The organism is Sorangium sp. So ce321 (assembly GCF_051530195.1).
In the GTDB taxonomy this organism is placed as follows: Bacteria; Myxococcota_A; Polyangia; order Polyangiales; family Polyangiaceae; genus Sorangium.
In genome coordinates, this window is record NZ_CP150329.1 from 5202674 (window position 1) to 5228046 (window position 25373).

General features: G+C 73.3%; 5 protein-coding genes. All 5 read left to right on the forward strand.

The window, feature by feature from the left end; translation table 11 throughout:
• Position 1 precedes the first annotated feature (1 nt).
• From WME89_RS19425 to WME89_RS19445, 5 genes are read left to right on the forward strand one after another with little or no spacing between them, the layout of a single operon-like run.
• Entirely contained in the window at positions 2–4738 is a 4737-nt protein-coding gene (locus WME89_RS19425) for a type I polyketide synthase (RefSeq protein WP_438010605.1), read from the forward strand.
• Positions 4735–10317 carry a type I polyketide synthase gene (locus WME89_RS19430; protein ID WP_438010606.1) on the forward strand — a complete coding sequence of 1861 codons (5583 nt, stop codon included), beginning with the start codon at positions 4735–4737 and terminating at the stop codon, positions 10315–10317. Before WME89_RS19425 ends, WME89_RS19430 begins: the two co-directional genes overlap by 4 nt.
• The gene (locus WME89_RS19435) at positions 10314–16067 is read left to right on the forward strand and encodes a type I polyketide synthase (RefSeq protein WP_438010607.1); all 5754 of its coding nucleotides are present in this window, start codon (positions 10314–10316) and stop codon (positions 16065–16067) included. The genes WME89_RS19430 and WME89_RS19435 overlap by 4 nt, the downstream gene beginning before the upstream one ends.
• Positions 16064–20638, forward strand: coding sequence for a type I polyketide synthase (locus tag WME89_RS19440; RefSeq protein WP_438010608.1), 4575 nt, complete (start codon positions 16064–16066; stop codon positions 20636–20638). Before WME89_RS19435 ends, WME89_RS19440 begins: the two co-directional genes overlap by 4 nt.
• Complete coding sequence (locus WME89_RS19445) at positions 20635–25371, forward strand: type I polyketide synthase (RefSeq protein WP_438010609.1); 4737 nt, start codon at positions 20635–20637, stop codon at positions 25369–25371. The genes WME89_RS19440 and WME89_RS19445 overlap by 4 nt, the downstream gene beginning before the upstream one ends.
• Positions 25372–25373 lie beyond the last annotated feature (2 nt).

A 25373-nucleotide genomic window follows, 5' to 3' on the forward strand; every position in this document is an offset into this window, starting at 1 on the left:
GATGAGCAGCACCTCCGACGTCGGGTCCGACGAGCTATCGCCGCTCCAGAGCGCGCTGTTCGCGCTCAAGAAGATGCGCGCTCGCCTCGATGCGATCGAGCGGGCGCGCCGCGAGCCGATCGCCATCGTCGGGGCGGCGTGCCGATTCCCCGGCGCGTCCGATCCGGAGTCTTTCTGGAGCGTCCTTCGCGAGGGGCGCGATGCGGTCCGGGACGTGCCGAAGGACCGATGGGACATCGACGCGTACTACGATCCGACGCCTGGCGCGCCGGGGAAGATGTACACGCGCCGCGGCGCCTTCCTCGACGAGGTGGATCGGTTCGACGCGGGCTTCTTCGGCATCTCGCCGCGCGAGGCCGAAGGCCTCGATCCGCAGCAGCGCCTGCTCCTCGAGGTGAGCTGGGAGGCGCTCGAACGGGCCGCGATCGCCGCTCCCGATCTGGCAGGCACGGCGACCGGCGTGTTCGTCGGGATCATGAACGGGGACTACGGGCTGCTCGTCGCCGACCACGTCAGCGAGGAGCGCCTCGATGGCTACGTGGGCACGGGCAACGGCTTCAGCTTCCAGGCGGGCCGCCTCTCGTACGTGCTCGGGGTGCACGGCCCCTGCATGGCGCTCGACACGGCGTGCTCGTCGTCGCTGGTCGCGATCCATCTGGCCTGCCAGAGCCTGCGAGACGGCGAGTGCCGCGTGGCCCTCGCCGGCGGCGTGAACCTGATCCTGTCGCCGCGCCCCAACATCGTGCTCTCCCACCTGCGGGCGCTGGCGCCGGACGGGCGGAGCAAGGCGTTCGACGCGTCGGCGGACGGGTACGGCCGCGGCGAGGGTTGCGGGATGGTGGTGCTCAAGCGGCTGTCCGACGCGCTGACGGACGGCGACCCGATCGTGGCGGTGATCCGTGGCTCTGCGGTCAACCACGACGGGCCGAGCGGCGGTCTGACGGTGCCGAACGGGGTAGCGCAGCGGGCGTTGATCCGGCGGGCGCTTGCGGCGTCTGGGGTGGAAGCGTCGCAGGTGAGCTACATCGAGGCGCACGGGACGGGCACGTCGCTCGGGGACCCGATCGAGCTGAACGCGCTGGGTGAGGTGTTCGGTCCGGGCCGCGCGTCGGAGCGTCCGCTGTGGGTGGGAGCGGTCAAGGCGAACATCGGGCACCTGGAGGCGGCGGCGGGGGTGGCGGGCGTGCTGAAGGTGGCGCTCGCGATGCAGCACGGAGAGCTGCCGGTGCAGCCGCACCTGCGGCAGCCGAGCCCGCACGTGGCGTGGGCGGAGCTTCCGGTGCGTGTGCCGATGGAGCGGACGCGGTGGGGTTCGGCGGAAGGGGAGCGGCGCGTAGCCGGGGTGAGCTCGTTCGGAATGAGCGGGATCAACGCGCACGTGGTGCTGGAAGAGGCGCCGGAGCGTCCGGAGGTGCCGGAGGAGAAGGAGGGCGGTGCGGAGCGTCCGGCGCAGCTGTTGTGCATCTCGGCGAAGCGGGAAGAGGCGCTGCGCGCGCTGGCGGGGAAGTACGCGGCGCACCTCGGGTCGCACCCGGAGGAGAGGCTCGGGGACGTGGCCTTCACGGCGCACACGGGGAGGTCGCACTTCGCACACCGGCTGTCGGTGGTCGGGGCGTCGCGCGAAGAGATGCAGGAGCGGCTGTCTGCGTTCGCGCGTGGCGAGCCAGCGGAGCAGACGGAGCGAGGGCAGGTGGAGCGGGCGGAGGGGCCTCGCGTGGCGTTCCTGTTCACGGGCCAGGGGTCGCAGTACGCGGGGATGGGGCGGGAGCTGTTCGCGACCGAGCCAGTGTTCCGGCGGGCGATCGAGGAGTGCGACGCGCTGTTGCGTGGGCAGCTGGAGAGACCGCTGATCGAGGTGCTGTACCCGGCGGAGGGTCAGGCGAGCCCGCTGGACGAGACGGAGTACACGCAGCCAGCGCTGTTCGCGGTGGGCTATGCGCTGAGCGCGCAGTGGAAGGCGTGGGGTATCGAGCCGTTTGCGGTGCTGGGGCACAGCGTGGGCGAGTACGTGGCGGCGTGCGTGGCGGGGGTGTTCGGGCTGTCGGAGGGACTAGGGCTGATCGCGACGCGAGGGCGGCTGATGCAGGCGCTGCCGAAGCAGGGGGCGATGGCGGCGCTGTTCGCGGACGAGGCGACGGTGGCGCGGGCGGTGGAGCCGTACGCGGCGGAGGTGTCGATCGCGGCGGTGAACGGGCCGTCGGAGACGGTGGTGTCCGGTGCGCGTGGTGCGGTGACTGCGGTGGTGGAGGCGCTGGGGGCGCGCGGGGTCAAGAGCCGGTGGCTGAACGTATCGCACGCGTTCCACTCGCCGCTGATGGCGCCGATGGTGGAGGCGTTCGAGCGTGCGGCGTCGAAGGTGAAGCTCGGATTGCCGCAGCGGAAGCTCATCGCGAACGTGACGGGGAGAGCGGCGCGGGAGGAAGTGACGCAGGCGTCGTACTGGGCGAGCCATGTGCGCGCGCCGGTGCGGTTCCTGGAGGGGATACGGGCGCTGCACGAGGCGGGTGCGGAAGCGTTCGTGGAGGTGGGGCCGAGCCCTGTGCTCTCGGCGATGGGGCGGCGGTGCGTGCCGGAGGGTGCGGGAGTGTGGCTGCCGTCGCTGCGGCCGAAGCGCTCGGATTGCGCGCAGATGCTGGAGAGCCTGGGGGCGCTGTACGTGCGAGGCGCGAAGGTGGACTTCGCGGGGCTCGACCGCGACCGGGCCCGGCGCAAGCTCGTGCTCCCCACCTACCCCTTCCAGCGCGAGCGCTACTGGGTCGACATCGAGAGGCACCGCACCGCCCGCGCGCCGGCGAACGACGCTTCCCGGCAGGGCGGCGCAGGTTGCTACGAAGTCGACTGGCAGCCTCGACCCCACACGCCCGGAGCGCCGGTGCCGGCGGGGAGCTTTCTGCTGCTCGCCGATCGGAGCGGAGTGGGCGAGGCGCTGGCCCGGAAGCTCGTCGAGCGCGGGCATCGCTGCGTGCTTGCCTTTGCCGGTGAGCGCCTGGAGCTCGGCGCTCATGGGGTCTTTCGCGTCGATCCCGCGAGGCCGGAGGACCTGAAGCGTCTGCTCGTGGAGGCTCTCCCCGACAGCACCTCTGCGTGGCAGGGCGTCGTGCACCTGTGGAGCATCGACGCGGTCGCGGCGGAGGGCGCCTCGCTCTCGGACGACGCGGACCTCTCGCTCGGCGCCGGCAGCGTGCTGGGCGTGATCCAGGCCCTCGCTGGCTCCACGGGTGGAGGTCGGTTGTGGGTGGTCACCCGCGACGGCCGGCCCGCCGCGGGCCGCGCCGGGCCAGGAGCGCTCTCGTGGGGCCTCGGTCGTGTGATCGCCCTCGAGCACCCCGAGCTGTGGGGCGGGCTGATCGACCTCGACGCCGCGCCGGCCGAGGTGCAGGCCGAGCGGCTGGGCGAGACGCTCCTCGAACCCGACGGGGAAGATCAGATCGCGTGGCGCGAAGGCGCGCGGCTCGTCGCCCGCCTCTCGCGGCTCCGCGCTCCTGCGACGCCGCCCGGCCCGGCGGCGCTGCGGCGAGATGCTTCGTACCTGATCACCGGCGGGCTCGGGGGGCTCGGGCTGCAAGTCGCGCGCTGGATGACCGAGCGCGGCGCGCGGAACCTCGTTCTGGTCGGGCGGCGCTCTCCGCCGGAGGGAGCCCAGAGGGCGCTTCAGGAGCTCGAGGCACAGGGTGCGAAGGTGCTCGTTGCGCAGGCCGATGTCGGGCGCCCGGAGGATGTGGCGCGGGTCCTCTCCGAGATGGCCGCCGGGATGCCGCCCCTCGGGGGCGTCGTGCACGCCGCCGGCGTCCTCGACGACGGGGTGCTCCAGCAGCTCGATGGAGAGCGGTTCCGCCGCGTGCTCGCCCCGAAGGTCGCCGGCGCGTGGAACCTCCACGTGGCGACCCGGGAGCACGCCCTCGACTTCTTCGTTCTCTTCTCGTCGACCGCCGGGGTGCTGGGATCGCTCGGACAGGGGAGCTACGCCGCGGCCAACGCGTTTCTGGATGCGCTCGCGCATCACCGGCGTGCCCTGGGGCTCGCGGCGCTGAGCATCGCGTGGGGGCCGTGGGAGGGCGCCGGGATGGCGGGGACGACCGGCAAGCGGGAGCGCGAGCGCTGGCACGAGTGGGGCATCGACCTGATCCCTGGCGCGGACGGGCTCGCGCTCCTGGAGCGTCTCCTGGCGGAGGACAGGTCGCACGTGGTGGCCGTGAACGCCGACTGGGGGCGCTTCGTGCGGAGCGCCCGCGGCGGCGCGTCGCCCCGGCTGCTGTCCGATCTGGTGGAGAGGCCGGACGAAGGGCCGCCGGCCGAGTCGCCGCCCGACCTGATGCAGCGGATCGCCGAGGCCGACCCGGCAGATCGGCGGGGGATCCTGCTCGCCCACGTGCGCCAGGAGGTCGCTCGCGTACTCGGCTTCGGCGACGATCGCGCGCTCGACCCCAGGGGCCGGTTTGCAGACCTGGGGATGGACTCGTTGATGGCCGTCGATCTGAAGAACCGCCTCCAGCGCAGCGTGGAGCGCGCGCTGCCGGCGACCCTGGCGCTGAATCACCCCTCGATCGAAGCGCTCACGAGCTATCTCGAAGCCGAGGTGCTCGCGCCGGAGCCGGCGGGGCGGGCGACCGAGCTCGAGGCGCTCGGGGGGCTCACCGAGCTCGAGGCGCTCGGGGGGCTCCTGGACAGGGTGGAGCGACTCTCGAAGGACGACGTCGAGCGGATGCTGGCCCAGATCGCGTCCGGAGGGCCTTCGTGAGCGGCTTTCTGGACCGCATCAGCCGCCTCGATCCCCGGCGGCTCGTGCTGTACGCCCACGAGCTCAACGCGCGCGTCGAGCGCCTCGCGCGCGCCGAGCGCGAGCCCATCGCGATCGTCGGAATGGGCTGCCGGGTGCCCGGTGGGGCCGACAGCCCCGAGGCGCTCTGGAGGCTCCTCCGGGACGGCGTCGACGCCATCGCCGAGATCCCCCGCGACCGCTGGGACATCGACGCGTACTACGACCCGGATCCTGACGCCCCGGGGAAGATGTCTACCCGCTGGGGAGGCTTCCTGAACGATGTAGATCACTTCGATCCCAGCTTCTTCGGCATCTCGCCGCGGGAGGCCGCAGGGATGGACCCGCAGCAGCGCCTCGTGCTGGAGGTCGCCTGGGAGGCGATCGAGCGGGCCAATATCTCGGCGGACGGGCTCCTCGGCAGCCGGACCGGGGTGTTCATCGGCATCGGCACCAACGACTACCTGCGCCGAGCGCAGCGGCTCATGCCGACGCCCGCGAGCATCGACGCCTACCTCGGCACCGGCAACGCCCTGAGCGCGGCGTCGGGGCGCCTCTCCTATGTTCTCGGCCTGCAGGGGCCGAGCATGTCCATCGACACCGCGTGCTCGTCGTCGCTGGTGGCGATCCACCTCGCATGCCAGAGCCTGCGTGCAGGCGATTGCACGCTGGCGCTCGCCGGGGGGGTCAACCTGATCCTCGAGCCGGACGCCAACATCGCCTTCTCCCGCGCGCGGATGCTGTCGCCCGACGGACGGTGCAAGACCTTCGCTGCCTCCGCCGACGGTTACGTGCGCAGCGAGGGCTGCGGGGTCCTTGTGCTGAAGCGGCTCTCCGACGCGCGCCGCGACGGCGACAACGTCCTCGCGATCATCCGCGGCTCGGCGGTGAACCAGGACGGCGCGAGCAGCGGGCTGACGGTGCCGAGCGGACCTGCGCAGGAGGCCGTCGTCCGGGCGGCCCTCGAGCGCGCCGGCGTCGAGCCGTCGGTGGTCAGCTACGTCGAGGCGCACGGGACCGGCACTTCGCTCGGCGATCCCATCGAGGTGGAGGCGCTGGGCGCGGTGCTGGGCGCAGGCAGGCCTCCGGATCGGCCGCTGTTGATCGGCTCGGTGAAGACCAACATCGGCCACCTCGAGCCGGCGGCGGGGGTGGCGGGCGTGCTGAAGGTCGTGCTCTCGCTCTTGCACCGGGAGCTCCCGCCGCACCTGCATTTCACCGCGCCGAGCCCCCACATCGACTGGAGCAAGGCGCGCATCTCGGTGCCGGCGACGGGCGCTCCCTGGCTGCCGGCCGAAGGGCGGCGCGTGGCGGGCGTGAGCTCGTTCGGCTTCGTTGGCACGAACGCGCACGTGGTGCTGGAAGAGGCGCCGGAGCGTCCGGAGGTGCCGGAGGAGAAGGAGGGCGGTGCGGAGCGTCCGGCGCAGCTGTTGTGCATCTCGGCGAAGCGGGAGGGTGCGTTGCGTGAGCTGGCGGGGCGCTACGCGGCGCACCTCGGGTCGCACCCGGAGGAGAGGCTCGGGGACGTGGCCTTCACGGCGCACACGGGCAGGTCGCACTTCGCGCACCGGCTGTCGGTGGTGGCGTCGTCCCGGGCCCAGATGCAGGAGCGGCTGTCTGCGTTCGCGCGAGGCGAGGGAGGGGAGCAGACGGAGCGAGGGCAGGTGGAGCGGGCGGAGGGGCCTCGCGTGGCGTTCCTGTTCACCGGGCAGGGGTCGCAGTACGTGGGGATGGGGCGGGAGCTGTTCGCGACCGAGCCAGTGTTCCGGCGTGCGATGGAGGAGTGCGACGCGCTGTTGCGTGGTCAGCTGGAGAGACCGCTGCTCGAGGTGCTGTACGCGGCGGAGGGTCAGGCGAGCCCGCTGGACGAGACGGAGTACACGCAGCCAGCGCTGTTCGCGGTGGGCTATGCGCTGAGCGCGCAGTGGAAGGCGTGGGGGATCGAGCCGTTTGCGGTGCTCGGACACAGCGTGGGCGAGTACGTGGCGGCGTGCGTGGCGGGGGTGTTCGGGCTGCCGGAGGGACTAGGGCTGATCGCGACGCGAGGGCGGCTGATGCAGGCGCTGCCGAAGCAGGGGGCGATGGCGGCGCTGTTCGCGGACGAGGCGACGGTGGCGGGGGCGGTGGAGCCGTACGCGGCGGAGGTGTCGATCGCGGCGGTGAACGGGCCGTCGGAGACGGTGGTGTCCGGTGCGCGTGGTGCGGTGACTGCGGTGGTGGAGGCGCTGGAGGCGCGCGGGGTCAAGAGCCGGTGGCTGAACGTATCGCACGCGTTCCACTCGCCGCTGATGGCGCCGATGGTGGAGGCGTTCGAGCGTGCGGCGTCGAAGGTGAAGCTCGGATTGCCGCAGCGGAAGCTCATCGCGAACGTGACGGGGAGAGCGGCGCGGGAGGAAGTGACGCGGGCGTCGTACTGGGCGAGCCATGTGCGCGCGCCGGTGCGGTTCCTGGAGGGGATACGGGCGCTGCACGAGGCGGGGGCGGAAGCGTTCGTGGAGGTGGGGCCGAGCCCTGTGCTCTCGGCGATGGGGCGGCGGTGCGTGCCGGAGGGTGCGGGGGTGTGGCTGCCGTCGCTGCGGCCGAAGCGCTCGGATTGCGCGCAGATGCTGGAGAGCCTGGGGGCGCTGTACGTGCGAGGCGCGAAGGTGGACTTCGCGGGCTTCGACCGCGACCGGGCCCGGCGCAAGCTCGTGCTGCCCACCTACCCCTTCCAGCGCGAGCGCTGCTGGATCGAGCCGCCGCCGCGGTCGCAGCCCGCCCAGAGCGAAGGTCCGGGGGGCGGGCACCCGCTCCTCGGGCGGCGGCTCCATTCGCCGGCGCTGCGGGAGATCGTCTTCGAGGCCCGGTACGATCCCCGGTCGAATTCGCTGCTGAACGATCACTGGGTGCAGGGCATGGCGATCGTCTCGGGCACCACGGAGGTCGCGGCGGTGCTGGACGCCGCGATCCGGAGCCTCGGCCCCGGGGCGTACGCGCTGGAGGACGTCTTCTTTGCCCAGCCGATGGTCCTGGCCCCGGAGCGCCCGCGCAACGTTCAGGTCGTCCTCTCCGCGGACGAATCTGGAGAGCGCGCTTTCCGGATCTTCAGCCACGATGCGGGCGAGGACGAGCCGGCGTGGACCCTGCACGTGACCGGCAAGCTCCGCGCGGCGGCCGACGCGACCGCCGTCGCGCCCCCGTCGCGGGACGACGTGCGGGGGCGCTGCCGAGAGTCGATGTCCGGAGAGGCGTTTTACGGTGATCTGATCGGGCGCTTCGGCTTCGAGTTCGGGCCCTCCTTCCGTTGGATCGAGGAGATCTGGCGGCGTGACGGAGAGGCGCTGTGCCGGATGCGGCTCCCGGAGGAAGGCGACGGCGTAGACGCCTATGGTTTCCACCCCGGGCTGCTCGACGCCTGCTTTCAGCTCGCGATGGCCGCGGTCTCCCGCGTCAAAGTGGGCGTCCCCCTCGGGATCGAGCGCTTCATCTTCCATGGCCCGCCCCGCGATCGCCTGTGGAGCCACGTCACGCTGCGCGGCCTCGACGACGCCCAGGCCGAGGTCGTGAGCGGCGACCTCTGCATCGTCGATGACGCGGGGCGGGTCGTCGCGGAGATGATCGGCTTCCGCGGCCGGCCGGCGACGCGCGACACGCTGCTCCGCACCGGAGGAGAATCGGAGCGCGCCCGCGAGTGGCGGTACGACCTCGCGTGGCGGCCGAAGGCGCGCGGGCGCCCGGCGCCGGGACGCACCGGCTCGGGGCCGGGCCGCTGGCTGATCGTCGGCGACGGCCAGGGCGTGGGCGCTGCCCTCGCGCGGCGCTTGATGGAACGCGGCGACGATGCGGTCGTGGCGCCGGCAGACGCTCGCCGAGCCCTCTCGGACGCGACCCGCGCGCAGGCCTGGCTGGGGGATCTGGCATCTTCGCCCGGTCGGGCGTGGCGCGGCGTGGTGCACCTCTCGGGCCTCGACGGCGCGACGCCGGAGGCGGCCGGCGCTACCTCCGCGGGCCTGCTCCACCTCACGCAGGCGCTGTCCCGTCGTGGGGACATGGGACGCCTGTGGGTGGTGACCCGGCGTTGTCAGCCCGTAGCCTGCGCGCCGGACGAGGCGTCGCTCGGCGTCGCGCCGCTCTGGGGGCTCGGCCGGGTCATCGCTCTCGAGCATCCGGAGCGCTGGGGCGGCCTCGTCGACCTGGGGCCGGAGATCGCGCCCGAGCAGGAGGCCGCGCTGCTCTGCGAGGAAATCGAGGAGCCCGACGGCGAAGATCAGATCGCGCTGCGGGGCGAAGAGCGGTTCGTGGCGCGCCTCGCGCGCGGCGCGGCCGGTGAGGAGGTGGCGGGGACAGCGCTCGACGGCGGCGCGGCCTACCTGATCACCGGCGGCCTCGGTGCGCTCGGCCTGCACGTGGCACGGTGGATGGTCGAGCGCGGCGCGCGGCGGCTTTACCTCGTCGGGCGGCGCGACGCTCTGGAGCCGGCGCAGGCCGCGCTGCGCGAGCTCGCAGAGGCGGGAGCAGAGGTCGTACCGATGCAGGCCGATGTGGCCGACGATGCGGCGCTCGGCCGGGTGCTGGACACGATCTCCGCCAGCGGTCGTCCGCTGCGCGGCGTGGTGCACGCCGCCGGCGTGCTCGACGACGGCGTGCTGGAGCAGCAGAGCGCGGAGCGCCTCGCGCGGGTGATGGCGCCGAAGATCGCGGGCGCGTGGAACCTGCACCGCCGCACGCGGGCGCTCGATCTCGATCTGTTCGTGCTCTTCTCGTCGGGCGCGTCGCTGCTGGGGGCGGCCGGGCAAGGCAACTACGCGGCGGCGAACGCCTTCCTCGACGCTCTTTCGCACCACCGGCGGGCCCTCGGGCTTGCGGGGCTCAGCATCAACTGGGGCGCCTGGGCCGGCGCCGGGATGGCGGGCGGGGTGAAGGCGCCCGCGCAGCGGCGTCAGGTCACCCGCGGCGTGGGAGCGATCCCGCCGGCGGAGGGGCTCCGGTGGCTCGAGCGGCTCCTGGCCGAGGGCGCGACCCAGGCCGCGGTGCTGCCCGTTACCAGGTGGTCGCTGGACCACGAGCAATACCCTGCCGGAGCGCCGCCCGTGCTGGCCGAGCTCGTTCGCGAGGATCGCCGCGGCGGCGCGGCCGACGCAGATCGCGAAGATCTCCGCCGAAGGCTCGCGGAGGCTCCGGCGCCCGCGCGCCGCGGGTTGATCGACGCCTTCGTGGGGGAGCAGGTCGCCGCGATCCTCGGGCTCGGGCCCACACACCCGCTCGAGATCCGGCAGCGGCTCTTCGATCTGGGGCTCGATTCGCTGATGGCCGTCGAGCTCCGAGGCCGCCTCCAGCGCCACGTGGGCCGCGCGCTCCCCTCGACGCTGCTGTTCGACTACCCGACGGTCGAGGCGCTGACCGGCTACCTCGCCGACGAGGTGCTTGCGATCCCGGTCGCCCCGGCACCTTCCGCGGTCGTGCCTGCCCCCGCGACCGACGAGCGGGGAGCGCGGCTCGAGAGGCTGAAGGAGATGTCCGAGGGCGAGCTCTCGGAGCTCCTGCTGGAGAAGCTCGATGCGATCAAGAAGAGGTTGAAGTGAGCCAGAGCAAGCAGGACCAAAGCACGGCGCTGCTCCGAGCGCTCGTCGCCATCGAGGAGCTGGAGGCGCGGCTCGCGTCCTTCGAGCGCGCACGGACCGAGCCCGTCGCCGTGATCGGGACGAGCTGCCGCATGCCTCTCGGCGCCGACAGCCCGGAGGCCTTCTGGGAGCTGCTCCGCGAGGGCGTGGACGCCACGAGCGACATCCCCTCCGACCGGTGGGACGTTGAAGCTTTCTTCGATCCAGACCCGCAGCAGCCGGGCAAGAGCTACGTCCGCCGGGGCAGCTTCCTGCGCTCCGTCGATCAGTTCGATCCATCCTTCTTCGGGATCTCGCCGCGCGAGGCGCAGAGCCTCGATCCCCAGCAGCGCCTGCTGCTCGAGGTGAGCTGGGAGGCGCTCGAGCGGGCAGGGCAATCCCCGGACGCGCTGTTCGGGAGCTCGACCGGCGTGTTCATCGGGATGATGAGCAACGACTACGCCCACCTGATCACCGCGGCGCAGGCGCGCGGCGGGAGCGACGGGTACGCCGCGAGCGGGAACGAGCTCAGCTTCGCCGCGGGCCGCCTCTCGTACGTGCTCGGCCTGCAGGGCCCTTCGATGGTGGTGACCACCGCGTGCTCGTCGTCGCTCGTGGCGATCCATCTGGCCTGCCAGAGCCTGCGAAACGGCGAGTGCCGCGTGGCCCTCGCCGGCGGCGCGAGCTTGATGCTGTCGCCCGATCCATGGGCCGCGCTCTCGCGGCTCCGGGCGCTGGCGCCGGACGGGCGGAGCAAGGCGTTCGACGCGTCGGCGGACGGGTACGGCCGTGGCGAGGGGTGCGGGATGGTGGTGCTCAAGCGGCTGTCGGAGGCGCTGCTGGACGGCGACCCGATCGTGGCGCTGATCCGAGGCTCTGCGGTCAACCATGACGGGCCGAGCGGAGGGCTGACGGTGCCGAACGGGGTAGCGCAGCGTGCGCTGATCCGGCGAGCGCTGGAGGCCTCGGGGGTGGAAGCGTCGGAGGTGAGCTACATCGAGGCGCACGGCACGGGCACGTCGCTCGGGGACCCGATCGAGCTGAACGCGCTGGGTGAGGTGTTCGGGCCAGGGCGCTCTGGGGAGCGTCCGCTGTGGGTGGGAGCGGTCAAGGCGAACATCGGGCACCTGGAGGCGGCGGCGGGGGTGGCTGGGGTGCTGAAGGTGGCGCTCGCGATGCAGCACGGAGAGCTGCCGGTGCAGCCGCACGTGCGGCAGCCGAGCCCGCACGTGGCGTGGGCGGAGCTGCCGGTGCGTGTGCCGATGGAGCGGACGCGGTGGCGTTTGGCGGAAGGGGAGCGGCGCGTAGCCGGGGTGAGCTCGTTCGGAATGAGCGGGATCAACGCGCACGTGGTGCTGGAAGAGGCGCCGGAGCGTCCGGAAGTGAAGGAGGGCGGTGCAGAGCGTCCGGCGCAGCTGTTGTGCATCTCGGCGAAGCGGGAGGGGGCGTTGCGCGCGCTGGCGGGGAAGTACGCGGAGCACCTCGGGTCGCACCCGGAGGAGAGGCTCGGGGACGTGGCCTTCACGGCGCACACGGGGAGGTCGCACTTCGCACACCGGCTGTCGGTGGTCGGGGCGTCGCGCGAAGAGATGCAGGAGCGGCTCTCTGCGTATGCGCGTGGCGAGCCAGCGGAGCAGACGGAGCAGGGGCGGGTAGAGCGTCCTGACGGCCCGCGGGTGGCGTTCCTGTTCACGGGCCAGGGGTCGCAGTACGTGGGGATGGGGCGGGAGCTGTTCGCGACCGAGCCAGTGTTCCGGCGTGCGATGGAGGAGTGCGACGCGCTGTTGCGTGGTCAGCTGGAGAGACCGCTGCTCGAGGTGCTGTACGCGGCGGAGGGGCAGTCGAGCCCGCTGGACGAGACGGAGTACACGCAGCCAGCGCTGTTCGCGGTGGGCTATGCGCTGAGCGCGCAGTGGAAGGCGTGGGGGATCGAGCCGTTTGCGGTGCTCGGACACAGCGTGGGCGAGTACGTGGCGGCGTGCGTGGCGGGGGTGTTCGGGCTGCCGGAGGGACTAGGGCTGATCGCGACGCGAGGGCGGCTGATGCAGGCGCTGCCGAAGCAGGGGGCGATGGCGGCGCTGTTCGCGGACGAGGCGACGGTGGCGGAGGCGGTGGAGCCGTACGCGGCGGAGGTGTCGATCGCGGCGGTGAACGGGCCGTCGGAGACGGTGGTGTCCGGTGCGCGTGGTGCGGTGACTGCGGTGGTGGAGGCGCTGGGGGCGCGCGGGGTCAAGAGCCGGTGGCTGAACGTATCGCACGCGTTCCACTCGCCGCTGATGGCGCCGATGGTGGAGGCGTTCGAGCGTGCGGCGTCGAAGGTGAAGCTCGGATTGCCGCAGCGGAAGCTCATCGCGAACGTGACGGGGAGAGCGGCGCGGGAGGAAGTGACGCGGGCGTCGTACTGGGCGAGCCATGTGCGCGCACCGGTGCGGTTCCTGGAGGGGATACGGGCGCTGCACGAGGCGGGGGTGGAAGCGTTCGTGGAGGTGGGGCCGAGCCCTGTGCTTTCGGCGATGGGGCGGCGGTGCGTGCCGGAGGGGGCGGGGGTGTGGCTGCCGTCGCTGCGGCCGAAGCGCTCGGATTGCGCGCAGATGCTGGAGAGCCTGGGGGCGTTGTACGTGCGAGGCGCGAAGGTGGACTTCGCGGGGCTCGACCGCGACCGGGCCCGGCGCAAGCTCGTGCTGCCCACCTACCCCTTCCAGCGCCGTCGATGCTGGATCGACCCGCCTTCCGCCACCAAGAACGGCGCGGCCGCGCCGGCCAGCGCCGATACGTCGGTTGCCCGCTACTACGATGCGCTCTCCACGGTGGACGCGGGCGACTCGCCCGAGAGGGATTCGCTCGAGCAGGCCTATCTCACCTTCCCGCCGTTCCGAGAAGCTGTTCCGGAGTTCTCCTGGCTCCGGACCATGGCTCGCCCGCGAAGGCACGCGGCGGATTTCGCGCGCGTCGGCGCCGCCCAGCGCGAAATGCGGCAAGTCGCGTTCCGGCACGTCGATTTCCTGTCCTGCTCCAAGGTGCTCGACTTCGGGTGCGGCCACGCCGCGGATCTCATCGCGCTCGCGGAGCAGTACCCGCACCTCGAGCTCCACGGCTACACGATCTCCCCGGAGCAGGCCCGGTTCGGTCATCGAAAGCTCCGCGCCCACAGGCTCGAAGATCGCGTGAAGATCTTCAACTGCGACAGCACGCGGCACGACTTCCCGTCGCAGTACGACGTGATCCTCGGGTTCGAGGTCGCCGCGCACATCGCGGACAAAGACGCGCTCTTCGCGAACGTCAGCCGGCACCTCCAGCAGGGCGGCTTCGTCGTGATGGCGGACTTCGTCTCCAATGGCGCGTCCTCCATCGTGCACGAGGAGACGTCGTCGTACCTCGTGACTCGGGACGAGTGGTGCGACCTCTTCGCGCGCTACCGGCTCAGCGTGGCCGAGTGCGTGGACGTCAGCCGCGAGGTCGGGAACTTCTTCCACGACGAGCGCCTGGAAGAGCACTTCGCCGAGGTCGGTCCGGGGCTCGATCCGCTCGTCCTCCAGAGCTTCCGGTCGTACGCGAACCTCGGCAGGATGCTCGAGAAGAAGCTCGTGAGCTACGTCCTCCTGGTCCTGCGCAAGGACGGCTACGCGCGCGCAGAGCACGTCTCTCGCGCCGCCCGAGCCCGGATGAGCGCGCCGCTCCCGTATGCCGCGGCGGCCTGGGGCGAGGAGATGCCCGCCGCCGCGCTCGAGAACGGCGCGCCCTATCCGCTCTCCACCGGCGCGCGGGCCGAAGCCTCGCTCGACGCCGGGGTGTACGCGGTCGAGTGGTCGCCGCTGGAGCGCCGCGCGGCATCGTCGCGGCCCGCGTCGGAGAGCCCGGGCTCGTGGCTTGTCGTCGCCGATCGCGGGGGTGTGGGCGCTCGCCTCGCGAGCTTGCTGGAGGCGAAGGGCGAGCGCTGCGATCTCGTCCGTCCGAGCGACGCCACGCGCCGCGAGCGGCTCGCGGAGATCCTCCGGGACGCGGCGCACAGGGACGGTCGACCTCTCCGCGGGCTCTTGCACCTCGGGAGCCTCGACGCGGGGACGGTGGAGCCAGCCTCGACGGAGGCGCTCGACGCGGCGCAAGCGATGGGCTGCGTGAGCCTGCTCGCGTCGATCCAGGCGCTCGCGGACGTGCCGGAGGCTCGCTCCGCCCGGCTCTGGGCCGTCACGCGCGGCGCGCAGCCGGTCTCCGGCGCAGGTCCGGCGATCGCGGCGGCGCCGGTATGGGGGCTCGGGCGGGTGGCGGCGCTCGAGTACCCCGAGCAGTGGGGCGGGCTCCTGGATCTGGCGCCGGAGGCGTCCGACGCCGACGCGGCGCTGCTGCTCGACGCGATCGAGCGCCCTGAAGGCGAGGATCAGATCGCCTTCAGGGGCGGCCAGCGTCACGTCGCCCGGCTCGCGCGGCAAGCCGTCCAGGAGGCGCCGCAGGTCGAGGTGAGCGCCGACGCGATCTACTTGATCACGGGCGGGCTCGGCGCGCTCGGCCTCGCGGTGGCGCGGTGGCTCTTCGCGCGCGGCGCGAGGCACCTCGCGCTGGTCGGACGCCGCGGGCTGCCGCCGCGCGACACGTGGACCGATCTGCCGCCGGATCACCCGCTCCAGCCGGCGATCTCTGCCGTCTGCGCCCTCGAGGCGGAGGGGGCGAGCGTGCAGGTGATCGCTGCCGACGTGGGGGACGAGGCGCGGATGACCGAGCTCTTCGCGTCGCTGCGCGCAGAGGGGCTCCCGCTGCGCGGCGTCGTGCACGCCGCGGGCTTCGCGGACACGCGGCCGATCCGGGCGCTCGACGAGGGCGCCGTCGAGGCGGTGCTCCGCGCCAAGGTGAGGGGCGCGTGGCTCCTCGATCGGCTCGCGCGCGGCGCGCCCCTCGACTTCTTCGTCTCGTTCTCGTCGATCGCGTCCGTCTGGGGCTCGGCGGGGATGGCGCACTACGCCGCGGCCAACGCCTTCCTGGACGCCCTCGCGCACGCGCGCCGGCGCGAGGGCCGGCCCTACGTCAGCGTGAACTGGGGGCCCTGGGCGGGCGGAGGCATGGCCTCGCCCGAGCTCCTGGCGGAGCTCGAGCGGATCGGGATCTCCGCCCTCTCGCCTGGAGACGGCCTCGCGATGCTGGAGCGCCTCGCCGGAGGCGACGTCGCGCAGGCGGTCGTGGCCCGGGTCGACCTTCGCGTCTTCAAGCCGCTCCAGGAGGCGATGCGGCGGCGGCCGCTGTTCGAGCGCTTCGAATTCGACGGCGCGTCCCGCGGGCCGACGCCCGCGGCCGGCGAAGACGATGGCCTGCGGCGCCAGCTTTCCGAGGCGCCCCCGCGGGCGCGCTCCGCGATGGTGGCCGAGCACGTCCGCTCGCTGGTGGTGAAGATCCTGCGGCTCGATCCCTCGGACCCCATCGATCCGCGCCGCCCGCTCCGCGAGCTCGGCCTCGACTCGTTGATGGCGGTCGAGCTCCGGAACCTCGTCGAGCGCTCCACCGGCCGTCGCTTCGCCGCGACGCTCCTCATCGACTATCCGACGCTCGAGGCGCTCTCGCGCAGAGTCGCGGAGGATCTGCTCGGGCTCGAGGTCGGGTCGGACGGGCTCGATGCGAAGCCGCCGGGAGCCGAGCCGCCTCCGCCGGAGGCCGCGGCCGATCTCGACGATCTTTCGGAAGAGCAAATGGCCGCCGCGCTCGCGCAGGAGCTCGCCGCGATGCGAACCCTCAGGCTGAGCACATGAGCAATCCGGTCGATCGCATCGATTACCGCGGGCTCCTCAAGGAGGCGACCCTCGAGCTCCGGGAGATGCGCGCCCGCTACGAGGCCCTGCAGCGCGCCCGCACCGAGCCCATCGCCATCGTCGGCATGGCCTGCCGCTTCCCGGGCGCCGACGATCCCGAGGCTTTCTGGCGGCTGCTCCGCGACGGCACGGACGCGATCCGCGAGGTCCCGCCCGAGCGCTGGGACGTCGACGCCTACTACGACCCCGACCCCGGGACCCCGGGGAGGATGTACACCCGCCAGGGCGGCTTCCTCGACGGCATCGATCGCTTCGACGCTGCGTTCTTCGAGATCGCGCCGCGCGAGGCCGCGCGCGTCGATCCGCAGCAGCGCCTCCTCCTGGAGGTCGCCTGGGAGGCGCTGGAGCGCGCCGGCCGCGCGCCGGACCAGCTCGCCGGCACCGAGACCGGCGTGTTCGTCGGGATCAGCAACAGCGACTACGCGCAGCTCTGCATCGGCGGGGGAGACCCGACCCGGATCGACGCGTACCTGCCGACCGGCACCATGTTCAGCGTCGCCGCGGGTCGTCTGTCCTACGTGCTCGGCCTGCACGGACCCTGCATCGCGGTCGACACCGCCTGCTCGTCGTCGCTCGTCGCGATCCACCTGGCCTGCCAGAGCCTGCGCAGCGGTGAGTGTCGCGTGGCCCTCGCCGGGGGGGTGAACCTCATCACGTCGCCGCTCTCCACCATCGCTGTCTCGCAGCTGCGCATGATGGCCCCGGACGGCCGCTGCAAGACGTTCGACGCCGCGGCCGACGGCTACGTGCGCGGCGAGGGGTGCGGCATCCTCGTGCTCGAGCGCCTCTCCGACGCGCTTGCCAACAGGAGCCCCATCCTCGCCGTCGTTCGGGGCTCGGCGGTCAACCACGACGGGCGCAGCGGCGGGCTCACCGCTCCGAACGGCCCGGCCCAGGAGGCGGTCATCCGCCGCGCGCTCGCCAACGGCGGCGTTTCGCCCGCGGAGGTGAGCTACGTCGAGGTGCACGGGACCGGCACTTCGCTCGGTGATCCGGTCGAGGTGGGCGCGCTCCGGGCGGCGCTGCGCCACGGGCGCTCACCGGAGCAGCCGCTCTGGCTCGGATCGGTCAAGACCAACCTGGGACACCTGGAGTCGGCGGCGGGCATCGCCGGCCTGATGAAGGTGGCGCTCGCCTTCCAGCACCGAGAGATCCCGCCCCACCTGCACCTCAAGGAGCTCAGCCCTCACATCACGCTCGACGACATCCCGGCGTCTGTCCCGACGCAGCGGACCGCCTGGGAGGTCTCTGTCGGGCGGCGCATCGCCGGCGTCAGCTCGTTCGGCTTCGGCGGGACCAACGCTCATGCCGTGCTGGAAGAGGCGCCGGCGCCGGCGGAGGAGGCGCCCCCGGCGGAGCGCCCGCCGCACCTCCTGTGCCTGTCGGCCAAGCAGCCGGAGGCGCTCGAGGCCCTGGCCTTGCGCTACGCCGCGCACCTCGATCAGCACCCCGCGGAGCGGCTCCCTGACATCTGCCATACCGCGGGCGTCGGGCGCGCCCACTTCGCGCAGCGGCTCGCGATCGTCGCGGACACGCGCCAGGAGATGCGCGAGGCGCTCGATGCCTTCGCCCGGGGGGCGCTCGGGGCCGGCGCGGCGCGGGGCGAGGCGCCGATCGACGGGCCTGCCCGGGTCGTGTTCCTCTTCTCGGGTCACGGCTCTCAATGGGCGGGGATGGGACGAGCGCTCCTCGACGAGGAGCCCGCCTTCCGCAGAGCGCTCGAGGCGTGCGACGCCGTGATCCAGCGCGAGGCCGGCTTCTCGGTCGTGGCCGAGATCTGCGCCGATGCGCGGAGCGCACGGCTCGATCCGATCGACGTCGGCCAGCCTGCGCTGTTCGCCCTCCAGGTAGCGCTCGCGGCGCTGTGGCGATCGTGGGGCGTCGAGCCGTGGGCGATCCTGGGGCACGGCGTGGGCGAAGTGGCCGCAGCGCATGTCGCCGGAGCGCTCACGCTGGAGGACGCCGCGCGGATCGTCTGCCGGTGGAGCCGGCTGCTCCGCAAGGTGAGCGGGAAGGACGCCACGATCCTGCCCGAGCTCCCGATGGAGACGAGAGGGCCGCTGGGCGTGGAGCTCTCCGCCGCGCTGCGCGGGATCGCTCCGAAGAGGGCGAGCCTGTCGATGCGCTCGACGGTGACGGGGGAGATCGCGCACGGAGAGGAGCTCGGCGCAGAGTACTGGGCGAGGAGCCTCTGCGGCCCCCTGCTGCTCGCGCGCGCGACGCACGCTCTGATCGAAGCCGGCAGCGCCGTGTTCCTCGAGGTGAGCCCCCATCCCATCCTCGCGCCGGCCATCGACGAGGCCCTGCGCGAAAAGAAGCGGAGAGGGGCGGTGATCGCCTCGCTGCGGCGGCACGCCGAGGAGCGGCGGAGCTTGCTCCAGGCGCTCGGCGCGCTCTACGCCCACGGGGGCGTCGTGGCCTTCCAGCAGCTCTATCCCGAGGGCCGCGTCGTCGTGCTGCCGACCTATCCGTGGCTGCGAGAGCGCTACTGGGTCGACGTCGAGCGCTCGTCCGGGGGCCCTTCGGGGTCGCAGGGCGCCGGGGAAGGCTCGCCGTTCCTCCAGCAGATGTGGCGGCGCGCGGAGCCGCAGGCCGCGCCGGAGGTGCCGGCGTCGAAGGGATCCTGGCTGCTCCTCTCGGACGAAGCGGGGCTGGCGAACGAGGTGCAGTCGCTCCTCGAGGCGCGCGGGGAGACGGTGGTGCGCGCCGGCCTGAGGGGCCCGGAGCAGGGCGACGACAGCGGCTACACGCTGGATCCAGCGGCTCCGGCCAGCTTCGATTCCCTGCTGCGCGACGCCTTCCCGGGCGGCGCTCCCCGCCGCGGCGTGATCCATCTGGGGAGCCTCGACGGGCCCGCGCCGGCGTCGCTCACCGCGGCTTCCCTCGACGCTGCGCAGACGCGCGGCGCTGGCTGCGCGCTGCACATCGTGCAGGCGCTCGTCCGCGCAGGCTATCGCGACATGCCGCGCCTCTTCCTCGTCGCGCGGGGGACGCAGGCGATCGACGGCGAGCCCCGCGACGTCGCCGTCGCGCACGCGCCGCTCTGGGGCCTCGGCCGCACCGTCGCCCTCGAGCACCCCGAGCTCCGGTGCACGCGCATCGACCTGGATCCCGCAGGCTCCGCGGGGGAGGCCGAGGCCCTGGTTCGAGAGATCCTCTCGGAGCGATGGGAAGAGGAGGTCGCGCTGCGGGCCGAGCGCCGCTACGTCGGCGCGCTATCGCGGGTGTCCGACGAGGAGGTGCGCGGGGCGGAGCGGGACAGCGCGCGGCCCGCCGTTCGCGGAGGCGCCACGTACCTGATCACCGGCGGCGTGGGCGGCCTCGGCCTGCTCGCCGCGAGGTGGCTCGCGGACGCGGGAGCGAAGCACCTCGTGCTCGTGGGGCGGCAGGGGGTGACCACGGAGGCGCAGGCCGCGGCGATCGCCGCCCTGGAGTCGGCCGGCGTCGAGGTGACGGTGGCGAGGGCCGACGTCGCCGATCCGGCGGAGCTCGCCGCGCTCGTGCGCGACGTGAGGGCGCGCATGCCAGAGCTCCGCGGCGTGCTCCACGCCGCCGGCGTGCTGGAGGACGGGCTCCTCATCAACCAGGACATGGAGCGCTTCCGCAAGGTGTTCGCGCCGAAGGTGCTCGGCGCGTGGAACCTTCACGCGGCGACGCAGGACGCGCCGCTCGATTTCTTCGTCCTCTACTCGTCGTCGGCGTCGCTCTTCGGCCCGCCTGGCATCGGGAACTACGTGGCCGCGAACGTCTTTCTGGACGCGCTGGCCCACCATCGCCGGCACCGCGGGCTGCCTGCGTTGAGCATCAACTGGGGGCTCTTCGCCGGCGTCGGCATGGGGATCACGGCCGAGCGCGAGGGGCGCATGACGCAGCGCGGGTGGCGCAGCATCACGCCCGAAGAGGGCGAGGCGCTCTTCCACCGCCTGCTCTCCGTGGACCGCGCGCAGATGGGCGTCGTGCACTTCGATGCGCGGCACTGGGTCGATCTCCACCCTCTGGTGGCCTCCTCGGAGCGCCTGTCCTCGATCGTGGACGAGGCCCGCGCCGCCGCGGCTGTAGCCCGCGCCGCCGCGCCGCGGCTCGCCGCCCTCGTGCGCGCGCTCCGCGAAGCGGCGCCGGACGAGCGCCGGCGGAGGGTCGAGAAGCTCGTGCGCGAGCAGGTGGCCGCGGTGCTGCGGATCGACGGCGCCCGGATCGACGCGCGGGCGCCCTTCAGGACGCTCGGGTTCGACTCGATCATGGGCCTCGAGCTGCGCAACGGCCTCGAGTCCGGGCTCGGCCTCACGCTCTCGGCGGCGCTGATCTGGACCTATCCGACGGTCGCCGCGCTCTCGGAGCAGCTCGCCGTCGAGCTCGATCCCGTCGATTCACCGAGCCAGGACGCGAAGGCCGGGCCCGTCGACGGCTCGCCGCCGGCCGGCGTGGCCCTCGAGGTGCACGCTTCGGACGACGATCTGCTCGCGGCCTTCGACGCATCGATGAGCAGGATCGAGAGGGGACGCAAGGAATGACCACGGCCCTGCTGGAGGAGTACCGGGCGCGCCTGCGCAAGGCGATGGTCAAGCTCGGGGAGCTCGAGGCCGAGCTCGAGGCGACGCGGCGAGCGGCGGCCGAGCCGATCGCGATCATCGGCGTGGGATGCCGCTTCCCGGGGGGGGCGACCAGCCCGGAGGCGTTCTTCCGGCTGCTGGAGGGAGGCGCGGACGCGGTCGCCGAGGTGCCCAGCGAGCGCTTTCGCCTGGGCTCCTCCGCGGCTGATTCCGCCGACCCCGGGGCGAGGGCGGCGCGCTGGGGCGCGTTCTTGAAGGAGGACGTCGGCCTCTTCGATGCGGCCTTCTTCGGTATCGCTCCCCGGGAGGCGCGGGCGATGGACCCGCAGCAGCGCCTCCTGCTCGAGGTCGCGTGGGAGGCGCTGGAGCGCGCCGGACAGGTCCCGGAGAAGCTGTTCGGCGGCCGGGTCGGCGTCTTCGTCGGCACGTCGATGACCGATTACGCCGAGCTGATGGGCGCCAGCGTTGCCGAGTCGGGTGACGTCTATACGGTCACCGGGACGGGACACTGCTTCGCGGCGGGCAGGCTGTCCTATGCGTTCGGGTTCCAGGGCCCGAGCATGATCGTCGACACGGCCTGCTCGTCCTCGCTGGTGGCGGTTCACCTCGCCTGCCAGAGCCTGCGGAGCGGCGACAGCGCGCTGGCCCTGGCCGGCGGCGTGAACCTCATCCTCTCGGCCACGCCGATGCGGCTCCTGGCGAGGAGCCAGGTGCTCTCGCCGGACGGCCGCTGCAAGGTGTTCGACGCCGGGGCGAACGGCTTCGTGCGTGGAGAGGGGTGCGGGATGATCGTGCTGAAGCGCCTGTCGGACGCGCAGCGCGACGGCGACCCGATCCTCGCCCTGATCCGCGGATCGGCGGTGAACCAGGACGGCCGGTCCACCGGGCTGACAGCGCCCAACGTGCTGTCGCAGAAGGCGCTGCTGCAAAAGGCCCTCGAGAACGCGCGGACGGCGGCCTCGTCGATCGGGTACGTCGAGACGCACGGGACGGGGACGTCGCTCGGCGATCCGATCGAGCTCGAGGCGCTCAAGGCCGTGCTCGGGGGGCCGCGCGCGGACGGCTCGGCGTGCGTCCTCGGCGCGGTGAAGACCAACATCGGACACCTCGAGGCGGCGGCCGGCGTGGCAGGGTTGATCAAGGCGGTGGTCTGCCTGGAGCGCGAGATCGTCCCGCGGAACCTGCACTTCGGGGCGCTGAACCCCCGGATCACGCTGGAAGGGACGCCCTTCACCATCCCCACGGCGCCCGTCCCCTGGAAGCGCGGAGAGAAGCCGCGGCTCGCGGGCGTGAGCTCGTTCGGGCTGAGCGGGACGAACGCGCACGTCATCGTGGAAGAAGCGCCCAGGCTGGAGCCTGTGGCGGACGCGCGAGAGGCGTCGAGCTACCTGCTGCCGCTGTCGGCGAGGAGCCCGGAGGCGCTCTCGGCCCTCGCGAGGCTGTACCGCGACGCTCTGGTCGCCGAGGCGTCCCGGGAGGGCGGGGCGCGCCTGCACGACATCGTGTACACGGCGAGCGCGCGGCGCAGCCACCACGAGCACCGGCTGGCCGTGGTGGGGCGCGGCCGAGCGGAGGTGGCCGCGGCGCTCTCCGCGTTCGAGCAGGGTGAGTCGCCGGCGGGCGTGGCCAGCGGCGAGGTGCCTCCGGGGGGGCGGGGGCGCGTCGCCTTCGTCTTCTCGGGGCAGGGCTCCCAGTGGGTCGGGATGGGGCGCTCGCTCCTCGGCGAGGAGCCCGTGTTCCGCGCCGCGATCGAGGCCTGCGACGCGCTCGTCCAGCGGCACGCGGGCTTCTCGTTGCTCGAAGCGCTCGCCGCGCCGGAGGCGAGCTCGCGCCTGAACGAGACCGAGGTCGCGCAGCCGGCCTTGTTCGCGATCCAGGTCGCGCTGTCGGATCTGCTGAGGTCGTGGGGCGTCACCCCGGACGCGGTGGTGGGCCACAGCGTCGGCGAGGCCGCGGCGGCCTACGTGGCCGGAGCGCTGAGCCTCGAGGCGGCGGTGCGCCTCGTCTGCCTGCGCGGACGCGTGATGCAGAAGGCGACGGGGCTCGGGAAGATGGCCTCGGTCGCGCTCGGCGCCGAGGACGCGGCGCGCGCCCTCCGGGGCCACGAGGACCGGCTCTCGATCGCGGCGATCAACGATCCCGGCTCGGTGGTGCTCTCCGGAGAGGCCGCGCCGCTCGAGGAGCTCCTGGAGCGGCTCCGGGGGCAGGGCGTGCTCTGCCGGATGCTGCGCGTGAGCTACGCGTTCCACAGCCCGCAGATGGCGCCGCTGGAGGGCGAGCTCGCGCGCGCGCTGGGGCGGCTCGCGCCGCGCCGGGCGGCGATCGCGATGTACAGCACGGTGACAGGCGCGCAGATCGAGGGCGAGTCGCTCGATTCCGGGTACTTTGCTCGTGGCATCCGGGCGCCGGTGCTGTTCGCGCAGGCGGTGGAGGCCGCGGCTTCGGACGGCTATCGGATCTTCGTGGAGGTCGGCCCGCACCCGGTGCTCGCCGTCAACCTGAGGCAGTGCCTTGGCGAGGAGAGCGGCGACGGCCGGAGCGTGACCACGCTGCGTCGCGGTCAAGACGAGCGGGAGAGCCTGCTGCGCGGGATGGGCGAGCTGTACGCCCACGGCCAGACGGTCGCGTGGCCAGCGCTCTTCTCTCGGGGAGGCCGCACCGTGGCGCTGCCGACGTACCCCTGGCAGCGACAGCGGTACTGGCTCGAGACCCCCGGCGCGACGCCGCGCGGCCAGGAGACGTCGCGGCCGGAGGTGACGGAGGGCTCGCTCGGCTCCGCGCCCGCGGACTGGCTCTACGAGGCCCGATGGCTCTCGGCGCCGCTCTCGCCGTCGCGGCCTCCGGCGCCGGCGCACTGGGTCGTCGTCGCGGACGAGGGGACGATAGGAGACCGGCTGGCCGACGCGCTCGAAGCCGAGGGGGCGACCTGCTCGCGGCTTCGCTCGGGGACCGCGTCGGATCTGCAGGGGCAGGACGGAGCGCCCCTGGATCCGGCCTCCGCGGCGGAGCTCGGCGCGTGGTGGGCGGACCTGCTCGCGGCGCGCGGACCGGTCCGCGGGGTGGTGTACCTCGCTGGCCTCGATGCCGTGCCGGAGGGAGGCGACGGCCTCTCCGCGGCGATCAGGCGGAGCGTGACCCGCGCGCTGGCCTGGGTGCAGGTGGTGGCCAGGAGCGAGAGCAGCCCGCCGCCGAAGCTCTGGCTCGTGAGCCGCGGGGCCGTCGCGGTGGCTCCGGGCGACGCCGTGCCGGCGCCGTGGCAGGCGCCGCTCTGGGGCCTCGGTCGGGTGCTGGCGCTCGAGCACCCGGAGGTATGGGGAGGGCTCGTCGATCTGGCACCTTCGGCCGAGGACGGCGAAGCGGCCGCGCTGGCGGCCCACCTGCTCGCGTCTGACGGTGAAGATCAGATCGCCTTGCGAGGCGTCCAGCGCTACGCGGCGCGCCTCGCGCGCGGCGCCCTCGGCGAAGGTGCGCGCGAGGTGGCGCTCGATCCCGGCGCGGCGTACCTCCTCACGGGCGAGCTCCGCGCGCCGACGCTCGACGTGGCGCGGTGGATGGTCGACCGCGGCGCGCGGCAGCTCTGCATCCTCGGGGCGGACGAGCCGGACGAGGGCGCCCAGGCTGCGCTGCGCGCGCTGGAAGGGAAGGGAGCGCGCGTCGCGGTGATCCGGGCCGACGTCGCCGACGCCGCGGCGCTCGGGGAGGCGCTCGCCGCGCTCACGGCCGGCGGCTGCCCGCTGCGCGGCGTGGTGCACGCCGCAGAGGCGCTCGAGGATGGGGTGCTGCTCCAGCAGAGCGCCGGCCGCTTCGCGCGCGTCATGCGGCCCAAGGCGGAGGGGGCGTGGAACCTGCACCTCTGCACGCGCTCGCTCGACATCGACTTCTTCGTCCTGTTCTCGTCGGGCGCGTCCCTCTTGGGCGTGGAGGGGCAGGGCAACTACGCCGCGGCGAACGCCTTTCTGGACGCCCTCGCGCACCACCGCCGCGCCGCGGGGTTGCCCGCGCTCAGCGTCAACTGGGGCGCGTGGGCGGGGACGGCGCAAGCCGAGGCGCTCGAGAGGCAGGCGCTGCGCTGGCACGGAGCGCGGGGCGCGGGCGTGATCACGCCCGCCGAAGGGCTGCGCTGGCTCGAGCGGCTCGTCGCCTCGGGCGCGGTCCAGGCCGCCGTGCTGCCGATCGACGCGTCCCGCCGCACGGAGCCCGCGGACCACGGCGCTGTGCCTGCCCTGTTCGCGGAGCTCTCGCGGGAGGTGCGCGCGCCCGAGGCAGAGGCTCGGCCGGATCTGCGCGCGCGCCTCTCGCAGGTCGCGCCGGGGGCCCGACGGGCGATGGTCGCGGAGCTCGTGCAGGGCGAGGTCGATCGCGTGCTGGGCATGGATCCTTCGCAGAAGGCGCCCCCGCAGCGGGGTTTCTTCGACATGGGCATGGACTCGCTCATGGCGGTCGAGCTGAAGAACCGGCTCCAGCGCAGCGTGGGGAGCCCGCTTTCCTCGATGGTCGTGTTCAGCCACCCGACCATCGAGGCGCTGACCGAGCACCTCGCGTCCTCGCTGCTCGGCGACAGCGCCCCCGCGCCCCCGCTGGAGCATGCCGGGGCGCCCGTGCGAGCGGAGATGATCGACGAGGTGGAGCAGCTCTCGGACCACGAGATGACGGCGCTCATCGACCGCGAGCTGTCGAGCCTGCTTTCCGCATGAGG